Source organism: Modestobacter sp. SYSU DS0657 (assembly GCF_054050925.1).
On the sequence record NZ_JBJHAG010000023.1, the window covers coordinates 12,199 to 36,904 of the forward strand.

At 74.6% G+C, this 24,706-nt stretch carries 25 protein-coding genes; 1 reads left to right on the forward strand and 24 read right to left on the reverse strand.

The window, feature by feature from the left end:
• The 8 genes from pyrF to pyrR are packed head-to-tail and all read right to left on the reverse strand — an operon-like array spanning position 1 to position 10,070.
• Positions 1-900: an orotidine-5'-phosphate decarboxylase gene (gene pyrF, locus ACI79A_RS14590; protein ID WP_457084329.1), complete on the reverse strand. Its 900-nt coding sequence runs from the start codon at positions 898-900 to the stop codon at positions 1-3.
• Positions 897-1,853, reverse strand: coding sequence for a dihydroorotate dehydrogenase (locus ACI79A_RS14595; RefSeq protein ID WP_457084331.1), 957 nt, complete (start codon positions 1,851-1,853; stop codon positions 897-899). Before ACI79A_RS14595 ends, pyrF begins: the two co-directional genes overlap by 4 nt.
• Positions 1,850-2,815: an iron-sulfur cluster-binding protein gene (locus ACI79A_RS14600; protein WP_457084333.1), complete on the reverse strand. Its 966-nt coding sequence runs from the start codon at positions 2,813-2,815 to the stop codon at positions 1,850-1,852. The genes ACI79A_RS14595 and ACI79A_RS14600 overlap by 4 nt, the downstream gene beginning before the upstream one ends.
• Positions 2,812-6,123, reverse strand: coding sequence for a carbamoyl-phosphate synthase large subunit (carB, locus tag ACI79A_RS14605; protein ID WP_457084335.1), 3,312 nt, complete (start codon positions 6,121-6,123; stop codon positions 2,812-2,814). The genes ACI79A_RS14600 and carB overlap by 4 nt, the downstream gene beginning before the upstream one ends.
• The gene (gene carA, locus ACI79A_RS14610; RefSeq protein WP_457084337.1) at positions 6,123-7,286 is read right to left on the reverse strand and encodes a glutamine-hydrolyzing carbamoyl-phosphate synthase small subunit; all 1,164 of its coding nucleotides are present in this window, start codon (positions 7,284-7,286) and stop codon (positions 6,123-6,125) included. The genes carB and carA overlap by 1 nt, the downstream gene beginning before the upstream one ends.
• A complete protein-coding gene (locus ACI79A_RS14615) occupies positions 7,283-8,572 on the reverse strand; it encodes a dihydroorotase (RefSeq protein ID WP_457084339.1) in 1,290 nt (429 codons plus the stop codon). The genes carA and ACI79A_RS14615 overlap by 4 nt, the downstream gene beginning before the upstream one ends.
• Complete coding sequence (locus ACI79A_RS14620; RefSeq protein ID WP_457084341.1) at positions 8,569-9,498, reverse strand: aspartate carbamoyltransferase catalytic subunit; 930 nt, start codon at positions 9,496-9,498, stop codon at positions 8,569-8,571. Before ACI79A_RS14620 ends, ACI79A_RS14615 begins: the two co-directional genes overlap by 4 nt.
• Positions 9,495-10,070 (reverse strand): bifunctional pyr operon transcriptional regulator/uracil phosphoribosyltransferase PyrR, encoded by a 576-nt coding sequence (gene pyrR, locus ACI79A_RS14625; protein WP_457084343.1) that lies wholly within the window; start codon positions 10,068-10,070, stop codon positions 9,495-9,497. The genes ACI79A_RS14620 and pyrR overlap by 4 nt, the downstream gene beginning before the upstream one ends.
• 209 nt (positions 10,071-10,279) lie before the next feature.
• Between pyrR and bldD the strand changes: the two genes are divergently transcribed.
• Complete coding sequence (gene bldD / locus ACI79A_RS14630; RefSeq protein ID WP_457084345.1) at positions 10,280-10,825, forward strand: transcriptional regulator BldD; 546 nt, start codon at positions 10,280-10,282, stop codon at positions 10,823-10,825.
• A 101-nt stretch (positions 10,826-10,926) separates the two neighbouring features.
• Here bldD and ACI79A_RS14635 read toward each other — a convergent pair whose 3' ends face one another.
• From ACI79A_RS14635 to ACI79A_RS14710, 16 genes are all read right to left on the reverse strand, one after another.
• Positions 10,927-11,316: a hypothetical protein gene (locus tag ACI79A_RS14635; RefSeq protein WP_457084347.1), complete on the reverse strand. Its 390-nt coding sequence runs from the start codon at positions 11,314-11,316 to the stop codon at positions 10,927-10,929.
• Between the two features lie 82 nt (positions 11,317-11,398).
• The gene (nusB, locus tag ACI79A_RS14640) at positions 11,399-11,803 is read right to left on the reverse strand and encodes a transcription antitermination factor NusB (RefSeq protein ID WP_457084349.1); all 405 of its coding nucleotides are present in this window, start codon (positions 11,801-11,803) and stop codon (positions 11,399-11,401) included.
• A gap of 25 nt (positions 11,804-11,828) precedes the next feature.
• Positions 11,829-12,389 (reverse strand): elongation factor P, encoded by a 561-nt coding sequence (efp, locus tag ACI79A_RS14645; RefSeq protein WP_457084351.1) that lies wholly within the window; start codon positions 12,387-12,389, stop codon positions 11,829-11,831.
• Positions 12,390-13,484 carry a M24 family metallopeptidase gene (locus tag ACI79A_RS14650; RefSeq protein WP_457084353.1) on the reverse strand — a complete coding sequence of 365 codons (1,095 nt, stop codon included), beginning with the start codon at positions 13,482-13,484 and terminating at the stop codon, positions 12,390-12,392. It abuts the gene before it with no gap.
• On the reverse strand, positions 13,481-13,915 hold the full coding sequence (aroQ, locus tag ACI79A_RS14655) for a type II 3-dehydroquinate dehydratase (protein WP_457084355.1): 435 nt from the start codon (positions 13,913-13,915) through the stop codon (positions 13,481-13,483). The genes ACI79A_RS14650 and aroQ overlap by 4 nt, the downstream gene beginning before the upstream one ends.
• The gene (aroB, locus tag ACI79A_RS14660) at positions 13,912-15,000 is read right to left on the reverse strand and encodes a 3-dehydroquinate synthase (RefSeq protein ID WP_457084357.1); all 1,089 of its coding nucleotides are present in this window, start codon (positions 14,998-15,000) and stop codon (positions 13,912-13,914) included. Before aroB ends, aroQ begins: the two co-directional genes overlap by 4 nt.
• Positions 14,997-15,527 carry a shikimate kinase gene (locus ACI79A_RS14665; protein ID WP_457084359.1) on the reverse strand — a complete coding sequence of 177 codons (531 nt, stop codon included), beginning with the start codon at positions 15,525-15,527 and terminating at the stop codon, positions 14,997-14,999. The genes aroB and ACI79A_RS14665 overlap by 4 nt, the downstream gene beginning before the upstream one ends.
• Positions 15,524-16,702, reverse strand: coding sequence for a chorismate synthase (gene aroC, locus ACI79A_RS14670; RefSeq protein ID WP_457084361.1), 1,179 nt, complete (start codon positions 16,700-16,702; stop codon positions 15,524-15,526). Before aroC ends, ACI79A_RS14665 begins: the two co-directional genes overlap by 4 nt.
• Positions 16,703-16,784: 82 nt before the next feature.
• Positions 16,785-17,435: a prepilin peptidase gene (locus ACI79A_RS14675; protein ID WP_457084363.1), complete on the reverse strand. Its 651-nt coding sequence runs from the start codon at positions 17,433-17,435 to the stop codon at positions 16,785-16,787.
• A gap of 10 nt (positions 17,436-17,445) precedes the next feature.
• Positions 17,446-18,285: a shikimate dehydrogenase gene (locus tag ACI79A_RS14680; protein ID WP_457084365.1), complete on the reverse strand. Its 840-nt coding sequence runs from the start codon at positions 18,283-18,285 to the stop codon at positions 17,446-17,448.
• Positions 18,258-20,345, reverse strand: a complete 2,088-nt coding sequence (gene mltG / locus ACI79A_RS14685; protein ID WP_457084367.1) for an endolytic transglycosylase MltG — start codon at positions 20,343-20,345, stop codon at positions 18,258-18,260. The genes ACI79A_RS14680 and mltG overlap by 28 nt, the downstream gene beginning before the upstream one ends.
• On the reverse strand, positions 20,342-20,827 hold the full coding sequence (gene ruvX / locus ACI79A_RS14690) for a Holliday junction resolvase RuvX (protein WP_457084369.1): 486 nt from the start codon (positions 20,825-20,827) through the stop codon (positions 20,342-20,344). Before ruvX ends, mltG begins: the two co-directional genes overlap by 4 nt.
• Positions 20,824-21,165 (reverse strand): hypothetical protein, encoded by a 342-nt coding sequence (locus tag ACI79A_RS14695; protein WP_457084372.1) that lies wholly within the window; start codon positions 21,163-21,165, stop codon positions 20,824-20,826. The genes ruvX and ACI79A_RS14695 overlap by 4 nt, the downstream gene beginning before the upstream one ends.
• A complete protein-coding gene (gene alaS / locus ACI79A_RS14700) occupies positions 21,162-23,849 on the reverse strand; it encodes an alanine--tRNA ligase (protein ID WP_457084374.1) in 2,688 nt (895 codons plus the stop codon). Before alaS ends, ACI79A_RS14695 begins: the two co-directional genes overlap by 4 nt.
• A 63-nt stretch (positions 23,850-23,912) precedes the next feature.
• A complete protein-coding gene (locus ACI79A_RS14705; protein ID WP_457084376.1) occupies positions 23,913-24,200 on the reverse strand; it encodes a hypothetical protein in 288 nt (95 codons plus the stop codon).
• Positions 24,200-24,625 carry a DUF948 domain-containing protein gene (locus ACI79A_RS14710; protein WP_457084378.1) on the reverse strand — a complete coding sequence of 142 codons (426 nt, stop codon included), beginning with the start codon at positions 24,623-24,625 and terminating at the stop codon, positions 24,200-24,202. Before ACI79A_RS14710 ends, ACI79A_RS14705 begins: the two co-directional genes overlap by 1 nt.
• Between the last annotated feature and the right edge of the window lie 81 nt (positions 24,626-24,706).

Genomic DNA, 24,706 nt, shown 5'->3' on the forward strand with positions numbered 1-24,706 from the left:
TCATGCCGTCAGCTCCGCCGTCCACCGGTCGGCCGCCGCCCGGAGCGCCGCGGCGTCCGGGCCGGCGGAGAGCACGTCCCGGGAGACGGTGGGGACGACGGCCTGGTCGGCGCCGAACAGCCGGCGCAGGTCGGCCACCGTGCCGCCCTGCGCCCCCAGGCCCGGGGCCAGCACCGGGCCGCGCAGCCCGGTGAGGTCGACGTCGAGCTCGGACAGGGTGGCGCCGACGACGACACCGAAGGACCCGGTGAACGCCCCGAAGCGCCGCTGCTGGTCCGCGAGGGCCGCGGGATCGGGCGCCGGGTCGCCCACCAGCCAGTCGGGGGCGTTCCAGCGTCCGACGGTGTCCACGACCGTCTGCGCGACCGACCGCTCCCCCACCACCGCGGACTGGAACGTGGCGGCGTCGGGGTTGGAGGTGCGGGCCAGCACGAACAGCCCGCCACCGAACCGGCGCGCCGTGCCGACCGCCGGCTGCAGCGACTCCGGACCGAGGTAGGGGCTCACGGTCAGCGCGTCGACCTGCATCGGGTGATCGCTGCGCAGGTAGTCGGCGTAGGCGTCCATCGTCGAGCCGATGTCGCCGCGCTTGGCGTCCAGCAGCACCAGGGTGCCGGCCTCCCGCGCTCGGGCGACCGCCTCCTCCAGTACCGCCACCCCGCGGGCGCCGTGCCGCTCGTAGAAGGCCATCTGCGGCTTGAGCACCGCGACGTGCCCGGCGAGCGCGTCGACGACCAGGTCGGTGAACCGGCGCAGCCCGTCGACGTCGTCACCGACGCCCCAGTCCAGCAGCAGCGGCCGGTGCGGGTCCACGCCGACGCACAGCGGCCCCCGCGCGGCCACCGCGGCGGCCAGCCGGACGCCGAACGGGTCGACCTCGGCGTGCGTCGGGCGGCTCACGAGTCGACCGGCCGGTGCGCGTGCCCGACGGCGTCGGTCAGCGAGCCGAACCCGCGCGCGGCCAGCGCCGCGGCGAGCTCCGCGTGGATGCGCGCCGAGGCCGAGGGGTCGTTGAACACCGCCGTGCCGACGCTGACCGCGCTCGCGCCGGCGAGCACGAACTGCAGCGCGTCCAGGCCGCTGCGGATGCCGCCCATGCCCAGGATCGGCACCTGCGGCAGCGCCTGGTGCACCTGCCAGACGCAGCGCAGCGCCACCGGGCGGATCGCCGGGCCGGAGAGCCCGCCGGTGACGCCGCCGAGCACCGGCCGCATGGTGTCGGGGTCGATGACCAGGCCCAGCAGGGTGTTGATCATCGACAGCCCGTCGGCGCCGGCGCCGGCCACCGAGCGGGCGATCGTCACGATGTCGGTGACGTCCGGGCTCAACTTGGCGTAGACCGGCTGCCCGGGGTCGGCGGCCTCGCGCACCGCGGCGACGACGTCGCGGGCGGCGACCGGGTCGCAGGCGAACACCTCGCCGCGGCTCTCGACGTTCGGGCAGGAGATGTTGACCTCGATGCCCAGCACCCCCGGCACGCCGCGCAGCCGGGCGGCCAGCTCCGCGAAGTCCTCCACCCGGGTGCCGGCGATGGAGACGAACGCGCGGGCGCCGCGCTGGGCGAGCCACGGCAAGTCCTCGGCCAACAGCCCGTCGATGCCGGGCCCCTGCAGGCCGATGGAGTTGAGCATGCCGCTGGGCGTTTCGGCCATCCGCGGCGTCGGCCGGCCGGAGCGGGGCCGCAGCTGCACCGACTTGGTGACCACCGCGCCGATCGCGGTGAGGTCGACGAACGGCTCCAGCTCCCGGCCGAAGCCGGAGCAGCCCGACGCGGTGAGCACCGGGCTGGGCACCCCCACCGGGCCGAGGGCGGTGCGCATGTCCACCGCGGGCGCGGCCTGTCCGACGGTCACGAGGAGGCTCCCGGGGCGCCGGGGTCGGCCTCGGGCGGGGCGACCGGGGTGGGGGGTGCGCCGGCCGGGGTGGGCACCGCCGGCGGGGTGAAGCCCATGGCGTCGGCGCCGACGACGTCCGCCGGCAGGGTGCCGACGTCGCCGAACCGGACCCGGTCACCGCCGAAGACCGGGCCCTCGACGCAGGATCTGGCGAACCGGGTGCGCCCGTCGGCGCCGACCACCGGCAGCACGCAGGTCATGCAGACGCCGACGCCGCAGGCCATCGACTCCTCGACGGCGACGTAGCTGGGCACCCCGGCGGCGGTGGCCACGTCGGCGACCGCGCGCAGCATGCCCATCGGTCCGCAGGCGTAGACCACCCCGGCGCCGGTGACCAGCTCGGCGACCGCCTCGGTGACCCAGCCGCGGCGCCCGGCGCTGCCGTCGTCGGTCATGACCACGAACGGCGCGGCCAGCGACCCGAGCTCCGGGACCGAGCACAGCCGCCCGGCCGACGCCGCCCCGGTGACCGCGGCGACCTCCGAGCCGGTGGCGCGCAGCCGCCCGGCCAGCCCGACCAGCGCGGCGGCGCCGTACCCGCCGCCGACCAGCAGCGCCGGGGTGCCCGGCGGCGGCATCGGGAACGGGCGGCCCAGCGGCCCGACGACGTCGACCACGTCGCCGGCCTGCAGCCCGGCCAGCCAGCTGGAGCCGGGCCCGTGCGGGGCGACGACCACCTGCACCTGGCCGCTGCCCACCCCGGCGATCGCGATGGACCGCCGCAGTAGGTTCGCCGAGGTCGGCCCGCCGACCGCGAAGGCGACGAACTGGCCGGGCACCGCGCGCTCGGCCACCTCCGGGGCGGCCAGGCTCAGCTCTACGTACGCGCCGACGGGCCGCCGGCCGGCCACCGCGACCACCCGCTGCACGGGTGGGCGCGGCGCCGCCGGCGCCGGCTCGGTCAGCAGCCCGCCGGTCATGCCGGGGCGCCGGGACGCGGGGCAGCGGCCAGCGCGCGGTGCAGGTCCTGCAGGCTGCGCACGCCCAGGTGCCCGCGGCGCAGCGCCTCGATGCCCTGCACCGCGGCCGCCAGGCCCTGGGTGGTGGTGATGCTCGGGACGCCGGCGCTCACCGCCGCCGCCCGGATCTCGTACCCGTCCAGCCGGGGCCCGCTGTTGCCGGGCGTGCCGAACGGGGTGTTGACCACGATGTCGACGTCGCCGGCCTGGATCCGCTCGACGATGTTGCCCGGGCCCTCGCTGAACTTCCCGACCACCTCGCACTGGACCCCGTTGCGGCGCAGCACCTGGGCGGTGCCGGCGGTGGCCAGCACCCGGAAGCCGAGGTCGGCCAGCCGCTTGACCGGGAAGACCGCCGAGCGCTTGTCCCGGTTGGCCAGCGAGACGAAGACGGTGCCCTCGGTCGGCAGGTCGCCGTAGACCGCGGCCTGGGACTTGGCGAAGGCGGTGCCGAACTCCGCGTCCAGCCCCATCACCTCGCCGGTGGACTTCATCTCCGGCCCGAGGACGGTGTCGACGCCGTGACCCTCCATCGTGCGGAACCGGTGGAAGGGCAGGACCGCCTCCTTGACCGCGATCGGGGCGTCGGCCGGCAGGTCGGCGCCGTCTCCGCTGGCCGCCAGCACCCCGGCCGCCCGCAGGTCGGCGATCGACTCCCCGACCGCGATCCGCGCCGCGGCCTTCGCCAGCTGCACCGCCGTCGCCTTGGAGACGAACGGCACGGTGCGGCTGGCCCGGGGGTTGGCCTCCAGCACGTACAGGATGTCGTCCTTGAGCGCGTACTGGACGTTCATCAGCCCGCGCACGCCGATCCTGGCCGCCAGGGCCTCGGTGGCCCGCCGGAGACCGGCGATCTCCCCGCCGCCAAGGGTGATCGGGGGCAGCGCGCACGCGGAGTCACCGGAGTGCACCCCGGCCTCCTCGATGTGCTCCATGACCCCACCCAGGTACAGCTCGGTGCCGTCGTAGAGCGCGTCGACGTCGATCTCGACCGCGTCCTCGAGGAACCGGTCGACCAGCACCGGGTGCTCGGTGCTCACGTCGGTGGCCTTGGTGATGTAGGACTCCAGCGTGGCGTCGTCGTAGACGATCTCCATGCCGCGCCCGCCCAGCACGTACGAGGGGCGCACCAGCACCGGGTAGCCGATCGACGCCGCGACCGCCTTCGCCTCCGCCGACGTCGTCGCCATGCCGTGCTTGGGCGCGAGCAGCCCGGTGTCGGACAGCACCCGGGAGAACTCCCCGCGGTCCTCGGCGGCGTCGATCGCCTCGGGCGAGGTGCCCAGCACCGGCACGCCGGCGTCCTTGAGCCGCTGCGCCAGGCCCAGCGGTGTCTGCCCGCCCAGGGTGCAGATGACCCCGGCGACCGGGCCGGCGGCGCGCTCGGCCTCCACGACCTCCAGCACATCCTCGAACGTCAGGGGCTCGAAGTACAGCCGGTCGGCGACGTCATAGTCGGTGGAGACGGTCTCCGGGTTGCAGTTGACCATCACCGCCTCGTAGCCGGCGTCCTGCAGCGCCATCACCGCGTGCACGCAGGAGTAGTCGAACTCGACGCCCTGCCCGATCCGGTTGGGGCCCGAACCGAGGATCAGCACCGCCGGCTTCTCCCGCGGCTCGACCTCGGTCTCCTCGTCGTAGGAGGAGTAGTGGTACGGGGTGCGGGCGGCGAACTCGGCCGCGCAGGTGTCCACGGTCTTGTAGACCGGCCGGATGCCCAGCCGCCAGCGCAGGATGCGCACGCCGTCCTCGCCGGCGAGCTCGGGGCGCAGCGCGGCGACCTGCCGGTCGGACAGGCCGTGCCGCTTGGCCCGGCGCAGCAGCTCCGGGGTGAGGGCCGGGGCCTGCCGGATCTCCTCGCCCACCTCGTGCACCAGCGCGATCTGGTCGACGAACCACTCGTCGAAACCGGACGCCTGCGAGACCTGCTGCACGGTGGCGCCGGCGGCCAGCGCCTGCTCGGCAACGTACAGCCGGCCGTCGACCGGGGTGCGCAGCTGCTCCAGCAGCTCGTCGGCGGTGGCCCGGGTCGCGGGCGCGGTCCAGAACCCGGCGGCCGTGGTCTCGGTGGACCGCATGGCCTTGCCCAGCGCCTCGGTGAAGTTGCGGCCCATGGCCATCACCTCGCCGACGCTCTTCATCGTGGTGGTCAGCCGCGGGTCGGCGCCGGGGAACTTCTCGAAGGCGAACCGCGGGATCTTCACCACGACGTAGTCCAGCGACGGCTCGAACGACGCCGGGGTGACCCCGGTGATGTCGTTGGTGATCTCGTCGAGGGTGTAGCCGATCGCGAGCTTGGCGGCGATCTTGGCGATCGGGAAACCGGTGGCCTTCGACGCCAGCGCCGAGGACCGGGAGACGCGGGGGTTCATCTCGATGACGACGAGCCGGCCGTTGTCGGGGTTGACGGCGAACTGGATGTTGCAGCCGCCGGTCTCCACGCCGACCTCGCGCAGCACGTCGATGCCGACGTCCCGCATCCGCTGGTACTCGCGGTCGGTGAGGGTCATCGCCGGGGCGACGGTCACCGAGTCGCCGGTGTGCACGCCCATCGCGTCGATGTTCTCGATCGAGCAGATGACGACCACGTTGTCGCTGCGGTCGCGCATCAGCTCCAGCTCGTACTCCTTCCAGCCGAGCACCGACTCCTCGATGAGGACGGTGTGCACGGGTGAGTCGGCCAGGCCGTGACCGGCCATCCGGCGCAGCATCTCCTCGTCGGTGGCGAACCCCGAGCCCAGCCCGCCCATGGTGAAGCTGGGCCGGATGACGACCGGGTAGCCGACCTCCTCCGCGGTGGCCAGCGCCTCCTCGACGGTGGCGCAGACCTTCGAGCGCGGGGCGTCGGCGCCGACCGAGCGCACGATCTCCTTGAACAGCTGCCGGTCCTCGCCGCGGTTGATCGCGTCGACGTCGGCGCCGATGAGCTGGACGCCGTACTTCTCCAGCACGCCGTTCTCGAACAGGCCGATGGCGATGTTCAGCGCCGTCTGCCCGCCCAGGGTCGCCAGTAGCGCGTCCGGGCGCTCGGCGGCGATGACCCGCTCGACGAACTCCGGGGTCAGCGGCTCCACGTAGGTGGCGTCGGCGACCTCGGGGTCGGTCATGATCGTGGCCGGGTTGCTGTTGACCAGGCTGACGCGCAGCCCCTCGGCCTTGAGCACCCGGCAGGCCTGGGTGCCGGAGTAGTCGAACTCGCTGGCCTGGCCGATGACGATCGGCCCGGAGCCGATCACCATCACGTGCTGGATGTCGGTGCGCTTGGGCATCAGGCCTTCTCCCCCGTGCTCGACTCGACGATGGGCGGGGGTGTCACGGCACTGCCTTCCTTCGTAGCGGCCATCAGGTCGACGAACCGGCCGAACAGCGGGTTGGCGTCGTGCGGACCCGCCGCCGCCTCCGGGTGGAACTGCACGCTGAACGCCGGCACCTCGGTCAGCCGCAGCCCCTCGACCACGTCGTCGTTGAGGCCGACGTGGCTGACCTCGACCGGCCCGAACGGGGTGTCGGTGGTCCGGTCCAGCGGGGCGTCGACGGCGAAGCCGTGGTTGTGGCTGGTGACCCGCACCGTGCCGCTGACCCGGTCGAGCACCGGCTGGTTGAGGCCGCGGTGGCCGAAGCGCAGCTTGTAGGTGCCCAGGCCGAGCGCGCGGCCGAGGATCTGGTTGCCGAAGCAGATGCCGAACAGCGGCCGGCCGGCCTCCAGGACCCCGCGCACCGCCGCGACGGCGTAGTCGGCGGCGGCCGGGTCGCCGGGGCCGTTGGAGACGAACACGCCGTCGACCCCGTGCGCGAGCAGGTCCTCGGCGGTGGCGGTGGCCGGGAGCACGTGGGTCTCCACGCCGAGCTCGGCGAGCGCCCGCGGGGTGGCGGTCTTGATCCCCAGGTCCAGCGCGGCGATGGTGAACCGCTTCTCCCCCACCGCCGGGACGACGTAGGGGTCCACGGCGCTGACCAGCGGTGCGAGGTCGGCTCCGGTCATCGCCTCGCTGGCGGTGACCCTCGCCAGCAGCTCGTCGCGGTCGAGCCCGTCGCTGCTGATCCCGGCGCGCATGGCGCCGCGGTCGCGCAGGTGCCGGGTGAGCGCCCGGGTGTCGATGCCGCTGATGCCGACGACGCCCTGCGCGGTCAGCTCGTCGTCCAGGCTGCCGGTGGCCCGCCAGTTCGCCGGGCGGCGCGCGGGGTCGCGGACGACGAAGCCGGCCACCCACATCCGGCGGCTCTCGTCGTCCTCGGCGTTGACGCCGGTGTTGCCGACGTGCGGAGCGGTCATCACCACGATCTGCCGGGCGTAGCTGGGGTCGGTCAGCGTCTCCTGGTAGCCGGTCATGCCGGTGGAGAAGACCGCCTCCCCGACCGTCGTCCCGACCTTGCCGTAGGCCTCGCCACGGAACGTGCGCCCGTCCTCCAGGACGAGCAGTGCCTCTGTCACTTCTGTGCCTTCCCGTCGAGCACGGTCGCGGCGCCCCGGAGGAACGTGGCGACCACCCGGCCGGGGAGCTCCCGGCCGGCATAAGGGCTGTTGCGGCTGCGGCTGGCCAGCGCGGCCGGGTCGACGACGGCCCGGTGCGCGGGGTCCAGCAGCAGCAGGTTGGCGGGCTCGCCCGCGGCCAGCGGCCGCCCGTGCGAGCTCAGGCGGCCGATGGCCGCCGGGCGGACCGACATCCGGTCGGCGACGCCGCGCCAGTCGAGGCGGCCGGGTTCGACCATCGTCTGGACGACGACGGCGAGCGCCTGCTCCAACCCGAGCATCCCCGGGCGGGCGGCGGCCCACTCGCTCTCCTTGTCCTCCACCGCGTGCGGGGCGTGGTCGGTACCGACGGCGTCGATCGTGCCGTCGGCGAGCCCGGCCCGGAGCGCCTCGACGTCCTCGGCCGTGCGCAGCGGCGGGTTCACCTTGAACACCGGGTCGTAGCCCTCGGCGCACTCGTCGGTGAGCAGCAGGTGGTGCGGGGTGACCTCGGCGGTCACCTGCACGCCGCGGGACTTCGCCCAGCGCAGGATCTCCACCGAGCCCGCCGTCGACACGTGGCAGACGTGCAGCCGCGCACCGACGTGCCCGGCCAGCAGCACGTCGCGGGCGATCACCGCCTCCTCGGCGGCGGCCGGCCACCCGGCCAGGCCCAGCCGGGCGGAGCGGTCGCCCTCGTTCATCTGCGCGCCGACGGTGAGCCGCGGCTCCTCGGCGTGCTGGGCGACGACACCGTCGAAGGCCTTCACGTACTCCAGTGCCCGGCGCATCAGCGCCGGGTCGGCCACACAGTGCCCGTCGTCGGAGAAGACCCGCACCCGGGCGGCGGAGTCGGCCATCGCGCCGAGCTCGGCCAGCCGCTCCCCGCGCAGCCCGACGGTGACCGCCCCGACCGGGACGACGTCGACCAGCCCGGCCTGCTGGCCCAGCCGCCAGACCTGCTCGACGACGCCGGCGCTGTCGGCGACCGGGTCGGTGTTGGCCATCGCGTGCACCGCGGTGAAGCCGCCCAGCGCCGCGGCCCGGCTGCCGGTCTCCACGGTCTCGGCGTCCTCCCGGCCCGGCTCGCGCAGGTGGGTGTGCAGGTCGACCAGCCCGGGCAGCGCGACCAGCCCGTCGGCGTCGACCACCCGGGCGCCGTCGGCGGCCAGGTCGGTGCCGACGGCGGCGATCCGGCCGTCGTCGAGCAGCAGGTCGACGGCGTCCTCGCCGTACGGCCTCGCGTTCTTGATCAGGTAGGTGTTCACGAGGTCCCCTCAGGAGCGCCGCCGAGCAGCAGGTACAGGACGGCCATGCGCACGCTGACGCCGTTGCCGACCTGGTCGACGATCGTGGAGCGGGCCGAGTCGGCCACCTCGGCGGCGATCTCCATGCCCCGGTTCATCGGCCCGGGGTGCATGACGATCGCGTCGTCGGGCAGCGCCGCCATCCGGTGGGCGTCCAGCCCGTACCGGCGGCTGTACTCGCGGGCGCTGGGGAAGAACGAGGCGTTCATCCGCTCGCCCTGCACCCGCAGCATCATCACCACGTCGGCCTTCGGCAGCACGGCGTCCAGGTCGTAGCCGACCCGCACCGGCCAGCTGCCGACCCCGACCGGCAGCAGCGTCGGCGGGGCGACCAGGGTGACCTCGGCGCCGAGGGTGGCCAGCAGCCAGACGTTGGAGCGGGCCACCCGGCTGTGCAGCACGTCGCCGACGATCACCACGCGGACGCCGTCGAGCCGGCCCACCCGCTGGCGGATGGTGTAGGCGTCCAGCAGCGCCTGGGTGGGGTGCTCGTGCGTGCCGTCACCGGCGTTCACCACGCTGCCGCGGACCCAGTGCGCCAGCCGGTGCGGCGCCCCGGAGGCACCGTGCCGGACGACGATGCCGTCGGCGCCCATCGCCTCCAGGGTCAGCGCGGTGTCCTTGAGGCTCTCGCCCTTGGAGACGCTGCTGCCCTTGGCGGAGAAGTTGATGACGTCGGCGGAGAGCCGCTTGGCGGCCAGCTCGAAGGAGATCCGGGTGCGGGTGGAGTCCTCGTAGAAGAGGTTGACCACGGTGCGCCCGCGCAGGGTGGGCAGCTTCTTCACCTCGCGCCCGGTCAGCGCCTGCTCGATCTGGGCGGCGGTGTCCAGCACCAGGGTCGCGTCGTCCCGGTCGAGGTCGCCGGCCTCCAGCAGGTGCCGCTTCACTGGTCACCACCCCGCTCCGGGCCGCCGGTGACCAGGACCTCGTCGAGCCCGTCGATCTCGGCCAGGTGGACCTCCACCTTCTGGTTGCGGGAGGTGGGCACGTTCTTGCCCACGTAATCCGCTCGGATCGGCAGCTCGCGGTGCCCGCGGTCGACCAGCACCGCCAACTGGACGGCGCGGGGGCGGCCGAGGTCGCGCAGCGCGTCCAGGGCGGCGCGCACCGAGCGGCCGGAGAAGAGCACGTCGTCGACGAGCACCACCAGCCGGTCGTCGATCCCGGTCCCGGGCAGCCGGGTCTCCTCCAGCGCGCGCACGCCGCGCCGCCGCAGGTCGTCCCGGTAGAGGGTGATGTCGACGGTGCCGACGTCGACGGCGGTACCGGAGAACGCCTCGACCCGGCCGGCGAGCCGGCGGGCCAGCGGGGCGCCGCGGGTGGGGATGCCGACGAGCACGAGGTCGGCCAGGGAGTTGCCCGCCTTCTCGATCAGCTGGTGGGCGATCCGGTCGACCACGCGAGCGAGGTCGTCGGCGCCGAGCAGCGGCGGTGCGGGCAGGTCGGATGAGTCGGCCATCAGGCCTCCTTCCCCGCCTCACTGGACGGGTCGTTAAAGGAGTGGGACCGGCGACGACGGTACTGCACCGGCCGATGTGACCTCCGACCGTGCCCGGATCACCCGATCTGCCCCCTCCGGGGGCCGCCCGACTGTCGCTCGGGACGCAGGCTCGGTACTCTGCGTCACCAGTACGGCTCCCATCCGACGACAGTCAGTGAGCAGAGACGATGAGCACCGACTACTCGCGGGCGCTCGGCGCCCGCCTGCGAGCGATCCGCAACCAGCAGGGCCTGTCGCTGCAGGGCGTGGAGGACAAGTCGCACGGACGCTGGAAGGCCGTCGTCGTGGGCTCGTACGAGCGGGGCGACCGGGCGGTCACCGTCCAGCGGCTGTCCGAGCTCGCCGTGTTCTACGGCGTCCCGGTGTCCGAGCTGCTGCCCGACCCGCGGCCGAGCAGCGCCGTCACCAAGAGCACCAAGATCGTGCTGAACCTGGAGTCGCTCGGCTCGCTGCCGGCCGACGAGGCCGGGCCGCTGGCCCGCTACGCCTCGACCATCCAGGCGCAGCGCCACGACTACAACGGCAAGGTGCTGTCCATCCGCGCCGAGGACCTCAAGTCGCTGGCGATCATCTACGACATGAGCCCCGACGAGCTGACCACCCGGCTCATCGAGTGGGGCGTCCTCTCCCCCGGCCCGGACGGCGTCGGCTACGCCACCGAGGACGACGACGAGCCCAGCTGGGGCGGCGACCGGCGGCGCACCCCCCGCTGACAGCGCCCCCACCGCTCGCGACCGGTTCCGGCAGGAGAGGTCCCGCGCGAGATCTGCGGTCTGGTGGCCTCCGGCACCCGGTGGCCACCAGACCGCAGATCTCAGGGACCGTTGCGGCGGTACTCGTCGAGCGGAACGCCCTCGATCAGCACCTCGACATCCGGGCCCAGCTCGTGGGCGACGTCGTGCCCGAGGTCCAGCAGGTCCCGGCTCAGCGCCGCCTCCTCCGCCGGGAGCCAGTCGGGCCTCCCCCACTCGTTGATCCAGTAGCCGGACACCCGCTCCCAGCGGGTCAGCCACGTCGCCAGCCGTTCGGCCAGGCCCGGCGACAGGCCGAGCGCAACAGGGTCGAGGACGCGGACCCCGAGCACTCCCGGGGACCGGTCGACCAGGATCGACGAGTAGGCGTAGTCGACCTCGAGCCAGACGACGGTGGGCGGCCCCTCGGGTTCGGGCTCCGGCGTCCACCCCCGTGTCGGTCCGACGGCCACGACCGCGATGGTGGCAGACCGCTGAACGCCCACGGCCCACTCTGCAGCGCAGAGTGGGCCGTTCGTGTTCAGCGCTGGGACGTCAGGTCGGGATCTCGGCCCGGACGATACCGCCGAGGACGCCGTTGACGTAGGCCGGGGAGTCGTCGGTGGACAGCGCCTTGGCCAGCGTCACCGCCTCGTCGATCACCACGGCGTCGGGGACGTCGTCGACCCACAGCAGCTCGTAGGTGGCCATCCGCAGGATGGCGCGGTCGACGTCGGGCAGGCGGTCCAGCGACCAGCCCTGGGCGTGCCGCTCGATCAGTTCGTCGATCCGCGCCTGCTGCTCGACCACGCCCTCGACGAGTCGGACGGCGTGGTCGGGCACCGGCGGGGAGTCGTCGCCGACCCGGTCGCGGAGCACCGCGAGCGGGTCGCTGCCGCGCAGGTCGGCCTCGTAGAGGACGTCGACCGCGCGCTTGCGCGCCTTGGAACGGGCGGCCACTAGCGGGCGGGCCGGGTCGGGATCATCAGGAGACCCGGCCGAGGTAGCGGCCGTCGCGGGTGTCGACCTTCAGCTTCTCGCCGGTGCTGATGAACAGCGGCACCTGGATCTCGGCACCGGTCTCCAGCGTCGCCGGCTTCGTGCCACCGGTCGAGCGGTCGCCCTGCAGGCCCGGGTCGGTGTGCTGCACCACGAGCTCCATGGTCACCGGGAGCTCGACGTACAGCGGGGTGTCGTCGTGCACGGCCACGGTGACCTCGGTGTTGTCCAGCAGGTAGTCCGCGCCGCTGCCGACCGTGGCCTCGGGGACGTAGATCTGCTCGAAGGTGTCACCGTCCATGAAGACGAAGTCGGTGCCCTCCTTGTAGAGGTAGGTCATCGAGCGCTTGTCGACGGTCGCCGTCTCGACCTTGGTGCCGGCGTTGAAGGTCTTGTCGACGACCTTGCCCGACAGCACGTTCTTCAGGGTCGTGCGCACGAAGGCGCCACCCTTGCCCGGCTTGACGTGCTGGAAGTCGGTGACGGTCCAGAGCTGGCCGTCCAGGTTGAGGACGATGCCGTTCTTGAGGTCGTTGGTGGTAGCCATCTAGAGAACCAGCAGTTCCTTGCTCGTGAGGGTCAACAACTCGGGCTCGTCGTCCGTGACGATGAGGGTGTCCTCGATCCGGACACCGCCGTGCCCGGGCAGGTACACGCCCGGCTCCACGGTGACGGCCATGCCAGCGGCCAGGGTACCTGCGCCCAGCGCCGAGATCCCCGGTGCCTCGTGGATCTCCAGGCCCACCCCGTGCCCCAGGCCGTGGGTGAAGTGGTCGCCGTGCCCGGCGGCGACGATGACGTCGCGGGACGCGGCGTCGACCGCGACGACCTCCGCACCGACCGCCAGGGCCGCCCGGCCGGCCGCCTGCGACGCGGCGACCAGCTCGTACACCTCACGCTGCCAGTCGGCGGCGTGCCCCAGCACGAACGTGCGGGTCATGTCCGAGTGGTACCCGTCGACGGTGGCGCCGAAGTCGAGCTTCAGGAAGTCGCCGTCACGCAGCGCGGTGGCGTCGGGCCGGTGGTGCGGGATGGCCGAGTTGGCGCCGGCGGCCACGATCGTCTCGAAGCTGGGCGACTCCGCGCCGAGCGCGAGCATCCGCGCATCCAGCTCGCGGCCGACCTCCCGCTCGGTGCGCCCCGGCCGCAGCGCCCCCTCGGCGGCCAGCTCGGCCAGTGCCCGGTCGGCGACGGCGCAGGCCCGGCGCAGCGACTCGATCTCGCCGTCGTCCTTGACCGCGCGCAGCGCCTCGACGGCGCGGCGGATGCTGACCAGCTCCGCGTCGCCGACCACCCGCTCCAGGGCACGCAGCCCGTCGACGGTCACCTCGTGCGACTCGTAGCCGATCCGGCCCGCGGCCCGGGCGGCGAGCGCCGCCACGGTGCCCCGGTCGACCAGCAGCTCGACGTCGGGCACCTGGGCCTGCGCCTGGGTGGTGTACCGGCCGTCGGTGCCGAGCAGGTCGGGGTGGGCGGGCGACGGATCGGTGCGCAGCAGCAGCGCCCCGTTGGAGCCGGTGAACCCGGTCAGGTAACGCACGTTGAGCAGGTTGGTGACCAGGACGGCGTCCAGGCCCTGCTCGGCGGCGACGGCGCGCAGCCGGTCGCGGCGGCCGGCCTCGCGGGTGGTGTCCCGGGTCATCGCACGCCCTTCGCGGCGAGGTGGCGCAGCGCCAGCTCGTAGCCCTGCACGCCGAGGCCGGCGATGACGCCGTCGGCGACGCGGGAGACGTAGGAGTGGTGCCGGAACTCCTCGCGCCGGTGGATGTTGCTGATGTGCACCTCGACCACGGGGGTCGGCACCGCGGCCAGGGCGTCGTGCAGCACCACGGAGGTGTGCGACCAGCCACCGGGGTTGACCACGATCGCGTCGCCGGCGTCGGTGGCCGCGTGCACCCAGCCGAGCAGCTCGGCCTCGGAGTCGGTCTGCCGCACGACGACCTCGACACCCAGCTCGGCGGCCGCGGCCTGGATCAGCTGCACCAGCTCGGCGTACGTCGTCGTCCCGTAGACCTCGGGCTCCCGGGTGCCGAGCCGCCCGAGGTTGGCGCCGTTGAGCACCTGGATCGTCATGCTGTCTCCGTCGGGGTGGTGGGGCGGGCGGACGCCGATACGGCTGCCCAGGCGGCGTCCAGCCAGGCCTGGTCGGGGTCGGTCAGGATGCGCGGGTTGCCGAGTCCGTCGAGGACGACGAAGCGCAGCGAGGCGCCGCGGGCCTTCTTGTCCACCCGCATCACCGCCTGCAGCTGCTGCCAGTCACCGCGGTAGCTGGTGGGCAGGCCCATGGCGGCGATCAGGTCGCGGTGCCGGGCGACGTCGGCGGCCGACAGCAACCCGGCCTGGCCGGCGAGCTCCGCGGCGAACACCAGGCCGACGGCGACCGCCTCGCCGTGCCGCCAGCCGAAGTCCTCCACCCGCTCGATGGCGTGGGCCAGGGTGTGCCCGTAGTTGAGGAACTCACGGCGGCCGGTGTCGTACAGGTCCTCCCCCACTGCATCGGCCTTCACCTGCACGGCCCGGGCGATCAGCTCCACCGTGTCGGCCCGGCCGGTGGGGTCGGCCTCGAGCAGCTCCAGCACCCGCCCGTCGGCGATGAAGCCGCACTTGACCACCTCGGCCAGGCCGGCGCGGAACTCCGCCTCGGGCAGGCCGGCGAGGGCGTCGGTGTCGGCGAGCACGCCGGCGGGCGGGTGGAACGCGCCGACCAGGTTCTTGCCGGCCCGGGTGTTGATGCCGGTCTTGCCACCGACCGCGGCGTCGACCATGCCCAGCAGGCTGGTCGGCACCTGGACCACCCGGACCCCGCGCAGCCAGGTGGCGGCGAGGAACCCGGCCAGGTCGGTGACCGCGCCGCCGCCCACGCCGACGACGGCGTCGGACCGGGTGAGCCCGAGCTGACCGAACTCCTCCCACGCGCCGGCGGCGACCTCGGCGGTCTTGGCCGCCTCGCCGTCGGGGACCGCGACCGCCTCGGCGGCGACCCCGGCCTCCTGCAGCGTCTCGACCGCGGCGCCGGCCGCGGCGGCCAGCGCCCGGCTGTGCACCACGACCGCGCGGGGCGTGCCGGCCAGCAGCAGCCCGAGCTCGGCCTGCACGCCGGGCCCGATGACGACGTCGTAGGGCGCCTCGCCGGCCACGGTGATCCGGTGCGCGGTCACGACTGGTCTCCGGTGGTGCAGGCGAGCACGTCGGCCACGACGGCGTCGACCTCCCGGTCGCTGGTGGACACGGTCGCGGTGGCGACCTCGGCGTAGAGCGGGGCGCGGGCCTCGAGCATGGTGCGCAGCATGGCGCGTGGGTTGACCGCCAGCAGCGGCCGGTCCCGGGACAACCCCACCCGGCGGGCCGCGGAGGGGACGTCGACGTCGAGCCAGACGACCGCGCCACCGGCCCGGCCGTGGGCGACGAGCAGCTCGCGGCTGGCGGCGCTGGTCACCGCACCCCCACCGAGGGCCAGCACGCCAGGGTGTTCGGCCAGCGCCCGGGCGACCGCCTGCTCCTCCAGCGCCCGGAAGTGGGCCTCGCCCTGCTGCACGAACAGGTCGGCGATGGTGCTGCCGGTCTGCACCTCGACGTCGGCGTCGGTGTCCCGGAAGGACAGGCCGAGCGCCTCGGCCACCGCCGTGCCCACCGTGGTCTTGCCCGACGCCGGCGGGCCGACGAGCACCAGCCGCGGGCCGGTCACCGGATCGGCAGCGCGTCGAGGTAGCCCTGCACGTTGCGGCGGGTCTCGGGCACCGAGTCACCGCCGAACTTCTCCAGCACCGCGTCGGCCAGCACCAGGGCGACCATCGCCTCCATCACCACGCTGCCGCGCGGGACGGCGCAGGCGTCGGAGCGCTGGTTGATCGCGACCGCCGCCTCCCGGGTGGTGACGTCGACGGTGTCCAGCGCGCGGGGCACCGTGCTGATCGGCTTCATGGCCGCGCGCACGCGCAGCACCTCGCCGTTGGTCATCCCGCCCTCGATGCCGCCGGCGCGGTCGGTGCGCCGCTGCAGCGCGCCGTCCACCAGCTCGATCTCGTCGTGGGCGACCGAGCCGCGGCGGCGGGCGGTCTCCAGCCCGTCGCCGACCTCGACGGCCTTCACCGACTGCACGCCCATCAGCGCACCGGCCAGCCGGGAGTCCAGCCGGCGGTCCCAGTGCACGTGGCTGCCCAGGCCCGGCGGGAGACCGTGGACGACGACCTCGATCACCCCGCCGAGGGTGTCGCCGGACTTCCGGGCGTCGTCGATCTCGGCGACCATCCGGCCGCTGGTGTCCGGGTCGGCGCAGCGCACCGGGTCCTCGTCGATCCGCGGGTTGTCCCCCGGGCCGGGCAGCACGCCGTCGGGCACCGTGACCGGCCCGATGCCGACGACGTGGCTGACCACCTGGACCCCGAGCACCTGCTGCAGGAACTGCCGGGCCACCGTGCCGAGCGCGACCCGGGCCGCGGTCTCGCGGGCGCTGGCGCGCTCCAGCACGGGGCGCACGTCGTCGAAGCCGTACTTCTGCAGCCCCGCCAGGTCGGCGTGGCCGGGGCGGGGCCGGGTGAGCGGGGCGTTGCGCGCCTGCCCCTCGAGGACCTCGGGGTCGACCGGGTCGGCGGACATCACGGTGGACCACTTGGGCCACTCGGTGTTGCCGATCTGGACGGCGATCGGCCCGCCCTGGGTGACGCCGTGCCGGACGCCACCGGTGAGGGTGACGACGTCCTCCTCGAAGCTCATCCGCGCGCTGCGCCCGTGGCCCAGGCGGCGGCGGGCGAGCTGGGTGTCGAGGTCGGTGGTCTGCACCCGCACGCCGGCGGGGAGCCCTTCGAGGATGGCGGTGAGCTGCTGGCCGTGCGACTCACCGGCGGTCAGCCAGCGCAACATGCCGCAGATCATGCCAGTAGGAGGACCCCGTTCCTCCCCACCCCTCGCGAGCTCGGGCCAGGCCCCTGGAACGGGGCCGAGGTCAAGGCAGCGGGCCGGCAAGGGCGAGCGCGACGTACCCGCCGAGCAGCAGCGGCGGGCCGAAGGGGACCGCCGTGCGCCAGCGCGCACGGCCGGTGGCGATCAGCAGCAGCGACCCGAGCGCCCCGATCAGCAGCCCGGCGAACAGCCCGGTCAGCAGCACTCCCCACCCGGCCCAGCCCAGCAGCAGGCCGAGCAGCCCGAGCAGCTTGACGTCCCCGCCGCCGAACGAGCGGGGGTCGACCAGCCGGACCCCGGTGAGCACCGCCCAGGCCACCGCCGCGGCGAGCACCGCCCGGCCCACCGCCGGCCAGGTGCCGGTGACCGCACCGTCCACCGCCAGGGCGGCGGTGACGACCAGCGCCGCCGGGAAGGTGACCCGGTCCGGCAGCCGGTGGCTGGCCACGTCGACCCCGGCCAGGACGACGGCGGCGCCACCGAACCACGCCAGCGCGACGGCGGCCGGCCGCACCCCGGCCAGCGCGGGCGCCGCCGCCACCGCGGCCGCGGTGACCAGGCAGGTCGCCAGCACGCGGCGGGGGTTCGGCCGGGCGGTGGCGTCGCGGCGGGCCAGCCGCACGGTCACCGCCGCCAGCCACGGCCCCAGCAGCGCACCGAGCACGGCGCCGGCACCGGTCAGCGCGACGGTCACCGGCGCCGGGTCAGGCGTCCAGCGCGGCGCGCATCGCCGCGATCGGCGCCGGGAGCCCGGTCATCAGCTCGACCTGTGCGGTCGCCTGCCAGAACAGCACCTCCAGGCCGCTGATGGTGGCGCCCCCGGCCTCCTGCACGCGCCGGGCCAGCGGGGTGGGCCAGCCGGCGTAGAGCACGTCGAGCACGGTCTGCCCGCGCCACCAGGCCAGGTCCGCCACCGCCGGCTGCCCGGCGGCGGGCACGGTGCTCACCACGACCGGTGCGGTGAGCGTGCCGGTGCGGTCCAGGCGCTGGACGTCGGAGGTGACCCCCAGCTCGTCGATCACGCGCAGCAGGTCGCCGGCGCGGGCCGGCTCGCGGACGACGACGTCGATGCGCCGGGCGCCGAGCGACGCCAGCGCGGTGACCGCGGCCGCCGCGGTCCCGCCGGCGCCCAGCACCGCGGCGTGCTCGACCTGCTCGACCCCGCCCAGCTGCAGCGCCATCCCGACGCCCTGGACGTCGGTGTTCTCCGCTCGCCAGCCGCGGTCGGTGCGCACCAGCGTGTTGGCCGCGTTGAGCAACCGGGGCAGCCGGTCGACCTCGTCGGCGACCTCGACCGCGGCCTGCTTGCACGGCATGGTCACCGAGAAGCCGCGCCACTCGGGGCCCAGCCCGGCCAGCAGCACCGGCAGGTCCTCCGCGCCCACGTCGAGGGCGTCGTAGGTCCAGCCCTGCAGCCCCAGCGCGGCATAGGCCGCCCGGTGGAGCAACGGGGAGAGGGAGTGGCTGACCGGCCGGCCGAGGACGGCGGCGCGCCCGCCCGCCCCCGGCCCGCCGCTCAGTTGCCCGGGTTGTCCTGCAGCCACTGCTGGAACAGGACGACGTTCCGCTGGTGCTCCTGGCCGGTCACCGCGAAGCGGGTCTCGCCGGTGTCCGGGTCGACCACCACGAAGTAGCGCCACTCCCCCGGCGTCGGGGCGAGCACGGCCTTGATCGCGTCCTCGCCCGGGTTGCCGATCGCACCCGGCGGCAGCCCGGTGTGCAGGTAGGTGTTGTACGGCGAGGGGTTGGCCCGGTCCTCCGGCGTCGTGGTGATCCCGCCCTTGCCGTTGGCGTAGTTCACCGTGGAGTCCATCTGCAGGGGCATGCCGTCGCGCAGCCGGTTCTCCACGACCTGGGCCACCATGCCCATGTCGGTGACGTTGCCCGCCTCGGCCTGCACGATGCTGGCCTTGGTGACGACCTGCAGCCGCTGCTCGACCGGCACGCCGAGCTGGGTGAGCACCTGGTCGGCACGGGCGATCATCGCCGACAGCACCGAAGCCGGGGTGTCGTCGGGGGTCACGTCGTAGGTGGCCGGGAACAGGAAGCCCTCGAGCATGCCGCCGGCGTAGGCGGGCAGTCCGAGCGCCGCCGGGTCGGCCGCCGCCGCCTCCCACTCCGCCAGCGGGATGCCGGTGGCCTCGGCCAGCCGGCTGAGCGTCTGGCTGACGGTCAGGCCCTCCCGCAGGGTCACCTTGGTGACCATCCGGGTCTCGGGGTGCAGCATCAGGTCCAGCGCGGACGCGCCGGACATCTGCTGGCGCATCTCGTAGACGCCGGGCTGGATGCCGGTGGCCGAGTCGTTCGCCTCGGCTGCCTCCAGGAACGGCCCGGTGGAGGCGATGACGTCGGCGGACACCAGCGAACGGGCGATGGCCCGCAGCGAGTCGCCCTCGTTGACCCGGACCTCGACCGAGCCGGTGCCCTGACCGGTGTAGTCCTCCGACGCCGGGTTGAGCGTGCGCCACAGCGCCTGCCCGCCGAACACGATGCCCGCGACGAGGCCGGCCAGCACCAGCAGGGACAGCACGATCGTGACCGGCCGGCGCCGGCTGCTCCGGGACGCCCCGCCACCGTGGCCGCCACTGGACCCGCCGCGCCGACCGCGACCGCCGCCACCGGACCCGCCGCCGGCACCGAGGACGTCCAGACCACCGGTCCGGTCGTGCGGGACGTCGTCGTCGTGGTGGCCGGGGTCCGCACCGAGGTGGTCGTCGAAGCGGTGGTGGTCGACGTGCTGGTGACCGGCACCCTGCTGCTCGGCTCCGTGGAACTCGCCGTCGGGCTGGGCGTCCGGGCCGTCCGGCTCATCGCCGTGGTGGCGGTCCTCGGCCCAGGAGCGCTCTGCCCAGACGACGTCGTCCCGGGTCCATGCGGTGTCGTCGTCCCGGGTCCATGCGGTGTCGTCGTCGGCGTCGACCTCGTCCGCGCCGCGGTCGTCGGCCCAGACCACGGGGTGCACCTCGGTGGCGATCTCACCGGTGCTCAGGGCCGGCGCCAGGCTCGCACCGGTGGTCCGGCTGCCCGCCAGGACGCCGAGGCCGCCCGCCGGCGGCGGCACGTCCGGCACCAGGCGGCGCCCGGCGCGCCAGCTCGGGTCGGTGTCGCCCACGTCGAACCGGTCGTCCTGGTCGTCGGCGGGCGCGGCCGGGCCGTGCGTCGACGTCGGCGGCCGGAGGTCGTCGGCGGGCCTGCGCCCGGCGGGCACCCCCCGGCCGGGGAGGAACTGCCCCGGGGCCGACGGCGGGACGGCGAGCTCGGTGGTGCGGGGGGCGACGTCGGCCGCGACCCGCGCCGCGGGCACCGGACCTGGGCCGCGGGCCCAGCCGGCCGGGGCCGCGGCCGCTGCCGCGCCGCCGCGCAGCACCCGCGAGCCGGGCAGGGCACCGGTGTCGGACTCGGCCACGTGGCGGCGCCCGGGGCGGCCGGCGCCGGGCAGGTCACCTCGGGCCCCGTCACCCCGGGCCTCGCCGGCGTCCTCGGAGAGCTGCGTCGTGGTGGCGCCCCAGGCGGCGAGCAGTTCGGCTGCGGGGCGCCCGGCGCCCTCGACCGCGTCGAGCTCGGAGTGTCTGCCGCGCGGACGCGGCGGGGTCGGGTCGGTCACGAGGTGGGCCTCCCGGAGTCGGGGCCAGAGCGAGGTCTACCGTCGAGGTGGCTCTGCAGGATCACGACCGCGGCAGCCTGGTCGATCACCGACCGCTGCCGGCGGCTGTCGATGCCCCCGGTGCGCAGGTGGGTGGCGGCGGTCACGGTGGAGAGCCTTTCGTCGACGAGGTGCACCGGGACGTCCCCGATGCGGCTGGCCAGATCCCGAGCGTAGGCGCTGGCATCTCTTGCCGAGGAGCCCGACGCACCCGACAGGTGTTTGGGCAATCCCACAACCACCTCGACCACCTCGTGTGTCACAACTAGCCCGGCCAGGTGGTCCAGATCCCGTCGGTCCTTGGTCCGCCGCAGGGTCTCCAGCGGGCTGGCAAGGGTGCCGGTGGCGTCGGAGAGGGCGACGCCGACGCGGACGGTCCCGACGTCGATGCCCATCCGCCGCCCGGGTGTCCACGCCGGGCCGGACCGGTCCGGCGCGCTCACGACCGGCTCCGCGGGTCGCCGTCCTCGTCCGGCCAGTCGGTGCGGCGGTCGCCCGGGGCCGCGTCGGGACGGCGGATCGCGCCCGGCACCCGGGGCGGGTAGCCGCCCAGCTGCAGGCGGCCGGTCCCCGGGGCCTGCTCCGGCAGGTGCTGGTGGAGCTCCGGCAGGGGGAAGGGCACCCGCTCGGTGGAGTGCCGCCCCTCCCCGCCCGGCTCGGCGTCCTGCCGGCCGTCCCGGCCGTCGTCCGCCGGTGCCCGGCCGGGCACCGGCGGACGACCGGTCTGGGCGACCGGCTCCTCCACCGGCCCGGTGCCGGACCCGTCGGACGCCGCGCTCACGAGGTGGCCGCCCCGATCGCCTGCTGGGCGGCGGCCAGGGCCGCGGGGATGCCCGCGGGGTCGGTGCCACCCCCCTGGGCGACGTCCGGCTTGCCACCACCACGGCCACCGACCGGCCCGGCCGCGGCCTTGAGCAGGTCGTTGGCCGACAGGCCCCGCTGCTGCGCGGCGGGGTTCACCGCGGCGATGAGGGCGACCTTGCCGTCGGCGGCGGAGGCCAGCACCACCGCGGCGGGCTTCTCCCCGAGCCGGCCCCGGACGTCGAGGGCCAGGCTGCGCAGGTCACCGCCGGAGAGGCCGGCCGGTGCCCCGGTGACGACCGCGACGCCGCCGACGTCGGTCGCCGCACCGGCCAGGTCGCCGGCGGCGGCCAGCGTCTGCTGGGCGCGCAGGTCGGCGAGCTCCTTGTCGGCGTCGCGGAGCCGGGACAGCATCCCGCTGACCCGGTCGGCGAGCCCGTCCTGCGGGGTCTTGAGCAGGTCGGCGAGCTGGCGCACCAGGTCCCGCTCGCGGGCCAGGTAGCGGAAGCCCTCCAGGCCGACCGCCGCCTCGACCCGGCGGGCACCGGACCCGACCGAGCTCTCGCCGGTTAGCGCCAGCGTGCCGATCTGCGCGCTGCCGCGCACGTGGGTGCCGCCGCAGAGCTCGCGGGACCACTCGCCGCCGATCTCGACCACGCGCACCTGCTCGCCGTAGGTCTCCCCGAACAGCGCCAGCGCGCCGAACTCCCGCGCCTCCGGGAGCGTCATGTACAGCGCGCGCACCCCGTGGTCGGCGCGGACGGCGGCGTTGGCGACGTCCTCGATGTCCCGACGCTGCTGCGGGGTGAGCGCGCCCTGCCAGGCGAAGTCCAGGCGCAGGTACCCGGGACGGTTGTAGGAGCCGGACTGCAGGGCCTGCGGGCCGAGAACCTGGCGCAGCGCGGCGTGCAGCACGTGCGTGCCCGAGTGCGCCTGGCACGCCGACAGCCGCCACTCACGGTCGACCTGGGCGGTGAGCTCGGTGCCGGCGCGCAGCTCACCCTCGAGCACCCGCACCTGGTGGGCCACCAGACCCTTGACCGGGCGCTGCACGTCGATGACCTCGGCGCGGCCGCCGTCCCAGGTCAGCTCGCCGGCGTCGGCGACCTGACCGCCGGACTCCGCGTAGAACGGGGTGCGGTCCAGCACCACCCGGGTGATGCCCCCCGCACCGACGACCGGCTCGGCGTCGCCGCTGGTCGCGTCGTCGGACTCGTCGACCACGCCCAGCACGCGCGAGTCCGTGCGCAGCGTGTCGTAGGCCCGCCAGTCGGTGGGGCCGAACTCGCTGAGCAGCCGGCGGTAGGCCAGCACGTCCACCGAGCCGGTGCGCTTGGCCCGGGCATCGGCGCGGGCCCGGTCGCGCTGCTCCTTCATCAGGGCGCGGAACCCGGCCTCGTCGACGGTGACGCCCTGCTCGGCGGCCATCTCCAGGGTGACGTCGATCGGGAAGCCGTAGGTGTCGTGCAGCGAGAACGCCTGCTCCCCCGAGAGCGCCGGCGTGCCGGCCTTCTTCGCCTGGCCGACCGCGGTGTCGAACAGCGCCGTCCCGGCGGTCAGGGTGCGCCGGAACGCCTCCTCCTCGGCGTAGGCGACGCCGGACATCCGGGCGAAGTCACCGGCGAGCTCGGGGTAGCTGGCGCTCATCGCGTCGCGGGAGACCGGCAGCAGCTCCGGCAGGGTGGCCTCGTCGACGCCGAGCAGCTTCATCGACCGGACCGCGCGGCGCAGCAGCCGGCGGAGGATGTAGCCGCGCCCCTCGTTGCCCGGGGTGACGCCGTCCCCGATGAGCATCAGCCCGCTGCGCACGTGGTCGGCGACCACCCGCAGCCGGACGTCCGCCTCGTGGTCGGCGCCGTAGCGCACCCCCGCCAGGTCCGCGGCCCGGCGCAGCACCGGCGCGACCTCGTCGATCTCGTACATGTTGTCGGCGCCCTGCAGCAGGTAGGCAACCCGCTCCAGGCCCATGCCGGTGTCGATGTTCTGCTTGGGCAGGTCGCCCAGGATCGGGAAGTCCTTGCCCTCCCCCGGGCCCCGCTCGTACTGCATGAAGACCAGGTTCCAGATCTCCAGGAACCGGTCGCCGGCGCGGTCGACGGCCGGGCCGCCGTCCGGGCCGTACTCCTTGCCGCGGTCGACGTAGATCTCCGAGCAGGGACCGGCCGGCCCGGGCGCCCCGGTGGACCAGTAGTTGTCGTCCATGCCCAGCCGCTGGATGCGCTCCTTCGGCACCCCGGCGATGCGGTGCCACGCGTCGGCGGCCTCGTCGTCGTCCAGGTAGACCGTCACCCAGATCTTCTCCGGGTCGAAGCCCAGCCCGCCGTCGGCGACCGCTCCGGTGATCAGCTCCCAGGCGTACTGGATCGCCCCCTCCTTGAAGTAGTCACCGAAGGAGAAGTTGCCGTTCATCTGGAAGAACGTGCCGTGCCGGGTGGTCTTGCCCACCTCCTCGATGTCGAGGGTGCGGACGCACTTCTGCACGCTGGTGGCCCGCGGGTAGGGGGCGGGCTCACGGCCGGTCAGGTACGGGATGAACGGCACCATCCCGGCCACGGTGAAGAGCAACGAGGGGTCGGGCGACACCAGCGAGGCGCTCGGGACGACGGTGTGGCCCCGCTGCTCGAAGTGCTCCAGGAAGCGGCGGCGGATCTCGGCGGTCTGCATGCGGTGGGTCTCGGTTCTCCAGCCAGCGGGTGCTGCCTGCTCAGGCAGCGGGGAGGGTGGGGCTCAGCTGTCCGCGGCGTGCGCGCCGCGGCGGGTGGGCAGCTCGACCTGGGAGCTGTCGGGCAGCGGGGCGTCCAGGCCGGTGCCCGCGCGCAGCTCCTCCTCGCGCTCGGCCATCGCGGCCCGGACGTCGGCCCCGAAGTCGCCGATCGCGTCGGCCAGCTCGCGCAGCCCGTCGGCGAGGTTGCCGGCCATCGACTGCGGGGTGAGCTTCTCCGCCGTCTGGGACAGCTTGCGGACGACGAGGACGCCGATCGTCACGCCCATCGTGAGCCAGAACAGCCGGCGCATCAGGCGGCCTTCCGGGCGGCGCGGCGGGCCCGCCGCTCGTCCTTGGCGGTGCGCTGGGCGTCGGCGAGCGCCTGGCCTTCGCGCTTCTTCCGCGCGGCGCTGCGGACGCCGTAGCTGAACGCGGCGACCTTGATCAGCGGGCTGCCCAGGGTCGCGGCGAAGACGCTGGTCAGCGCCGCCACGTTGCTCGAGACGTTGGCGGCGTTGCCGGTGATGTCGTCGACCCGCTCGAGGTTGGCGTTGACGTGGGTGACCGTCGTCGACGCCTGGCTGAGGATCGGCTGGCTCTGCTCCCGGACCTGCCGGATGGTCAGCGTGGTCTCGTCGAGCGTGCGCCCCAGCTTCATCAGTGGCACGGCCACGATGAGCACCAGCAACGCCACCGCGATGGCTGCGATCAGCCCGGCGATCTCTCCTGCGGACACGTGGTGGGTCCCCTTCGTCGTCTTCTGCGTGCGCGGTGGTCGGGCCACCGGTCGAGCAACCCTAGCTGTGCCCGGCCACCG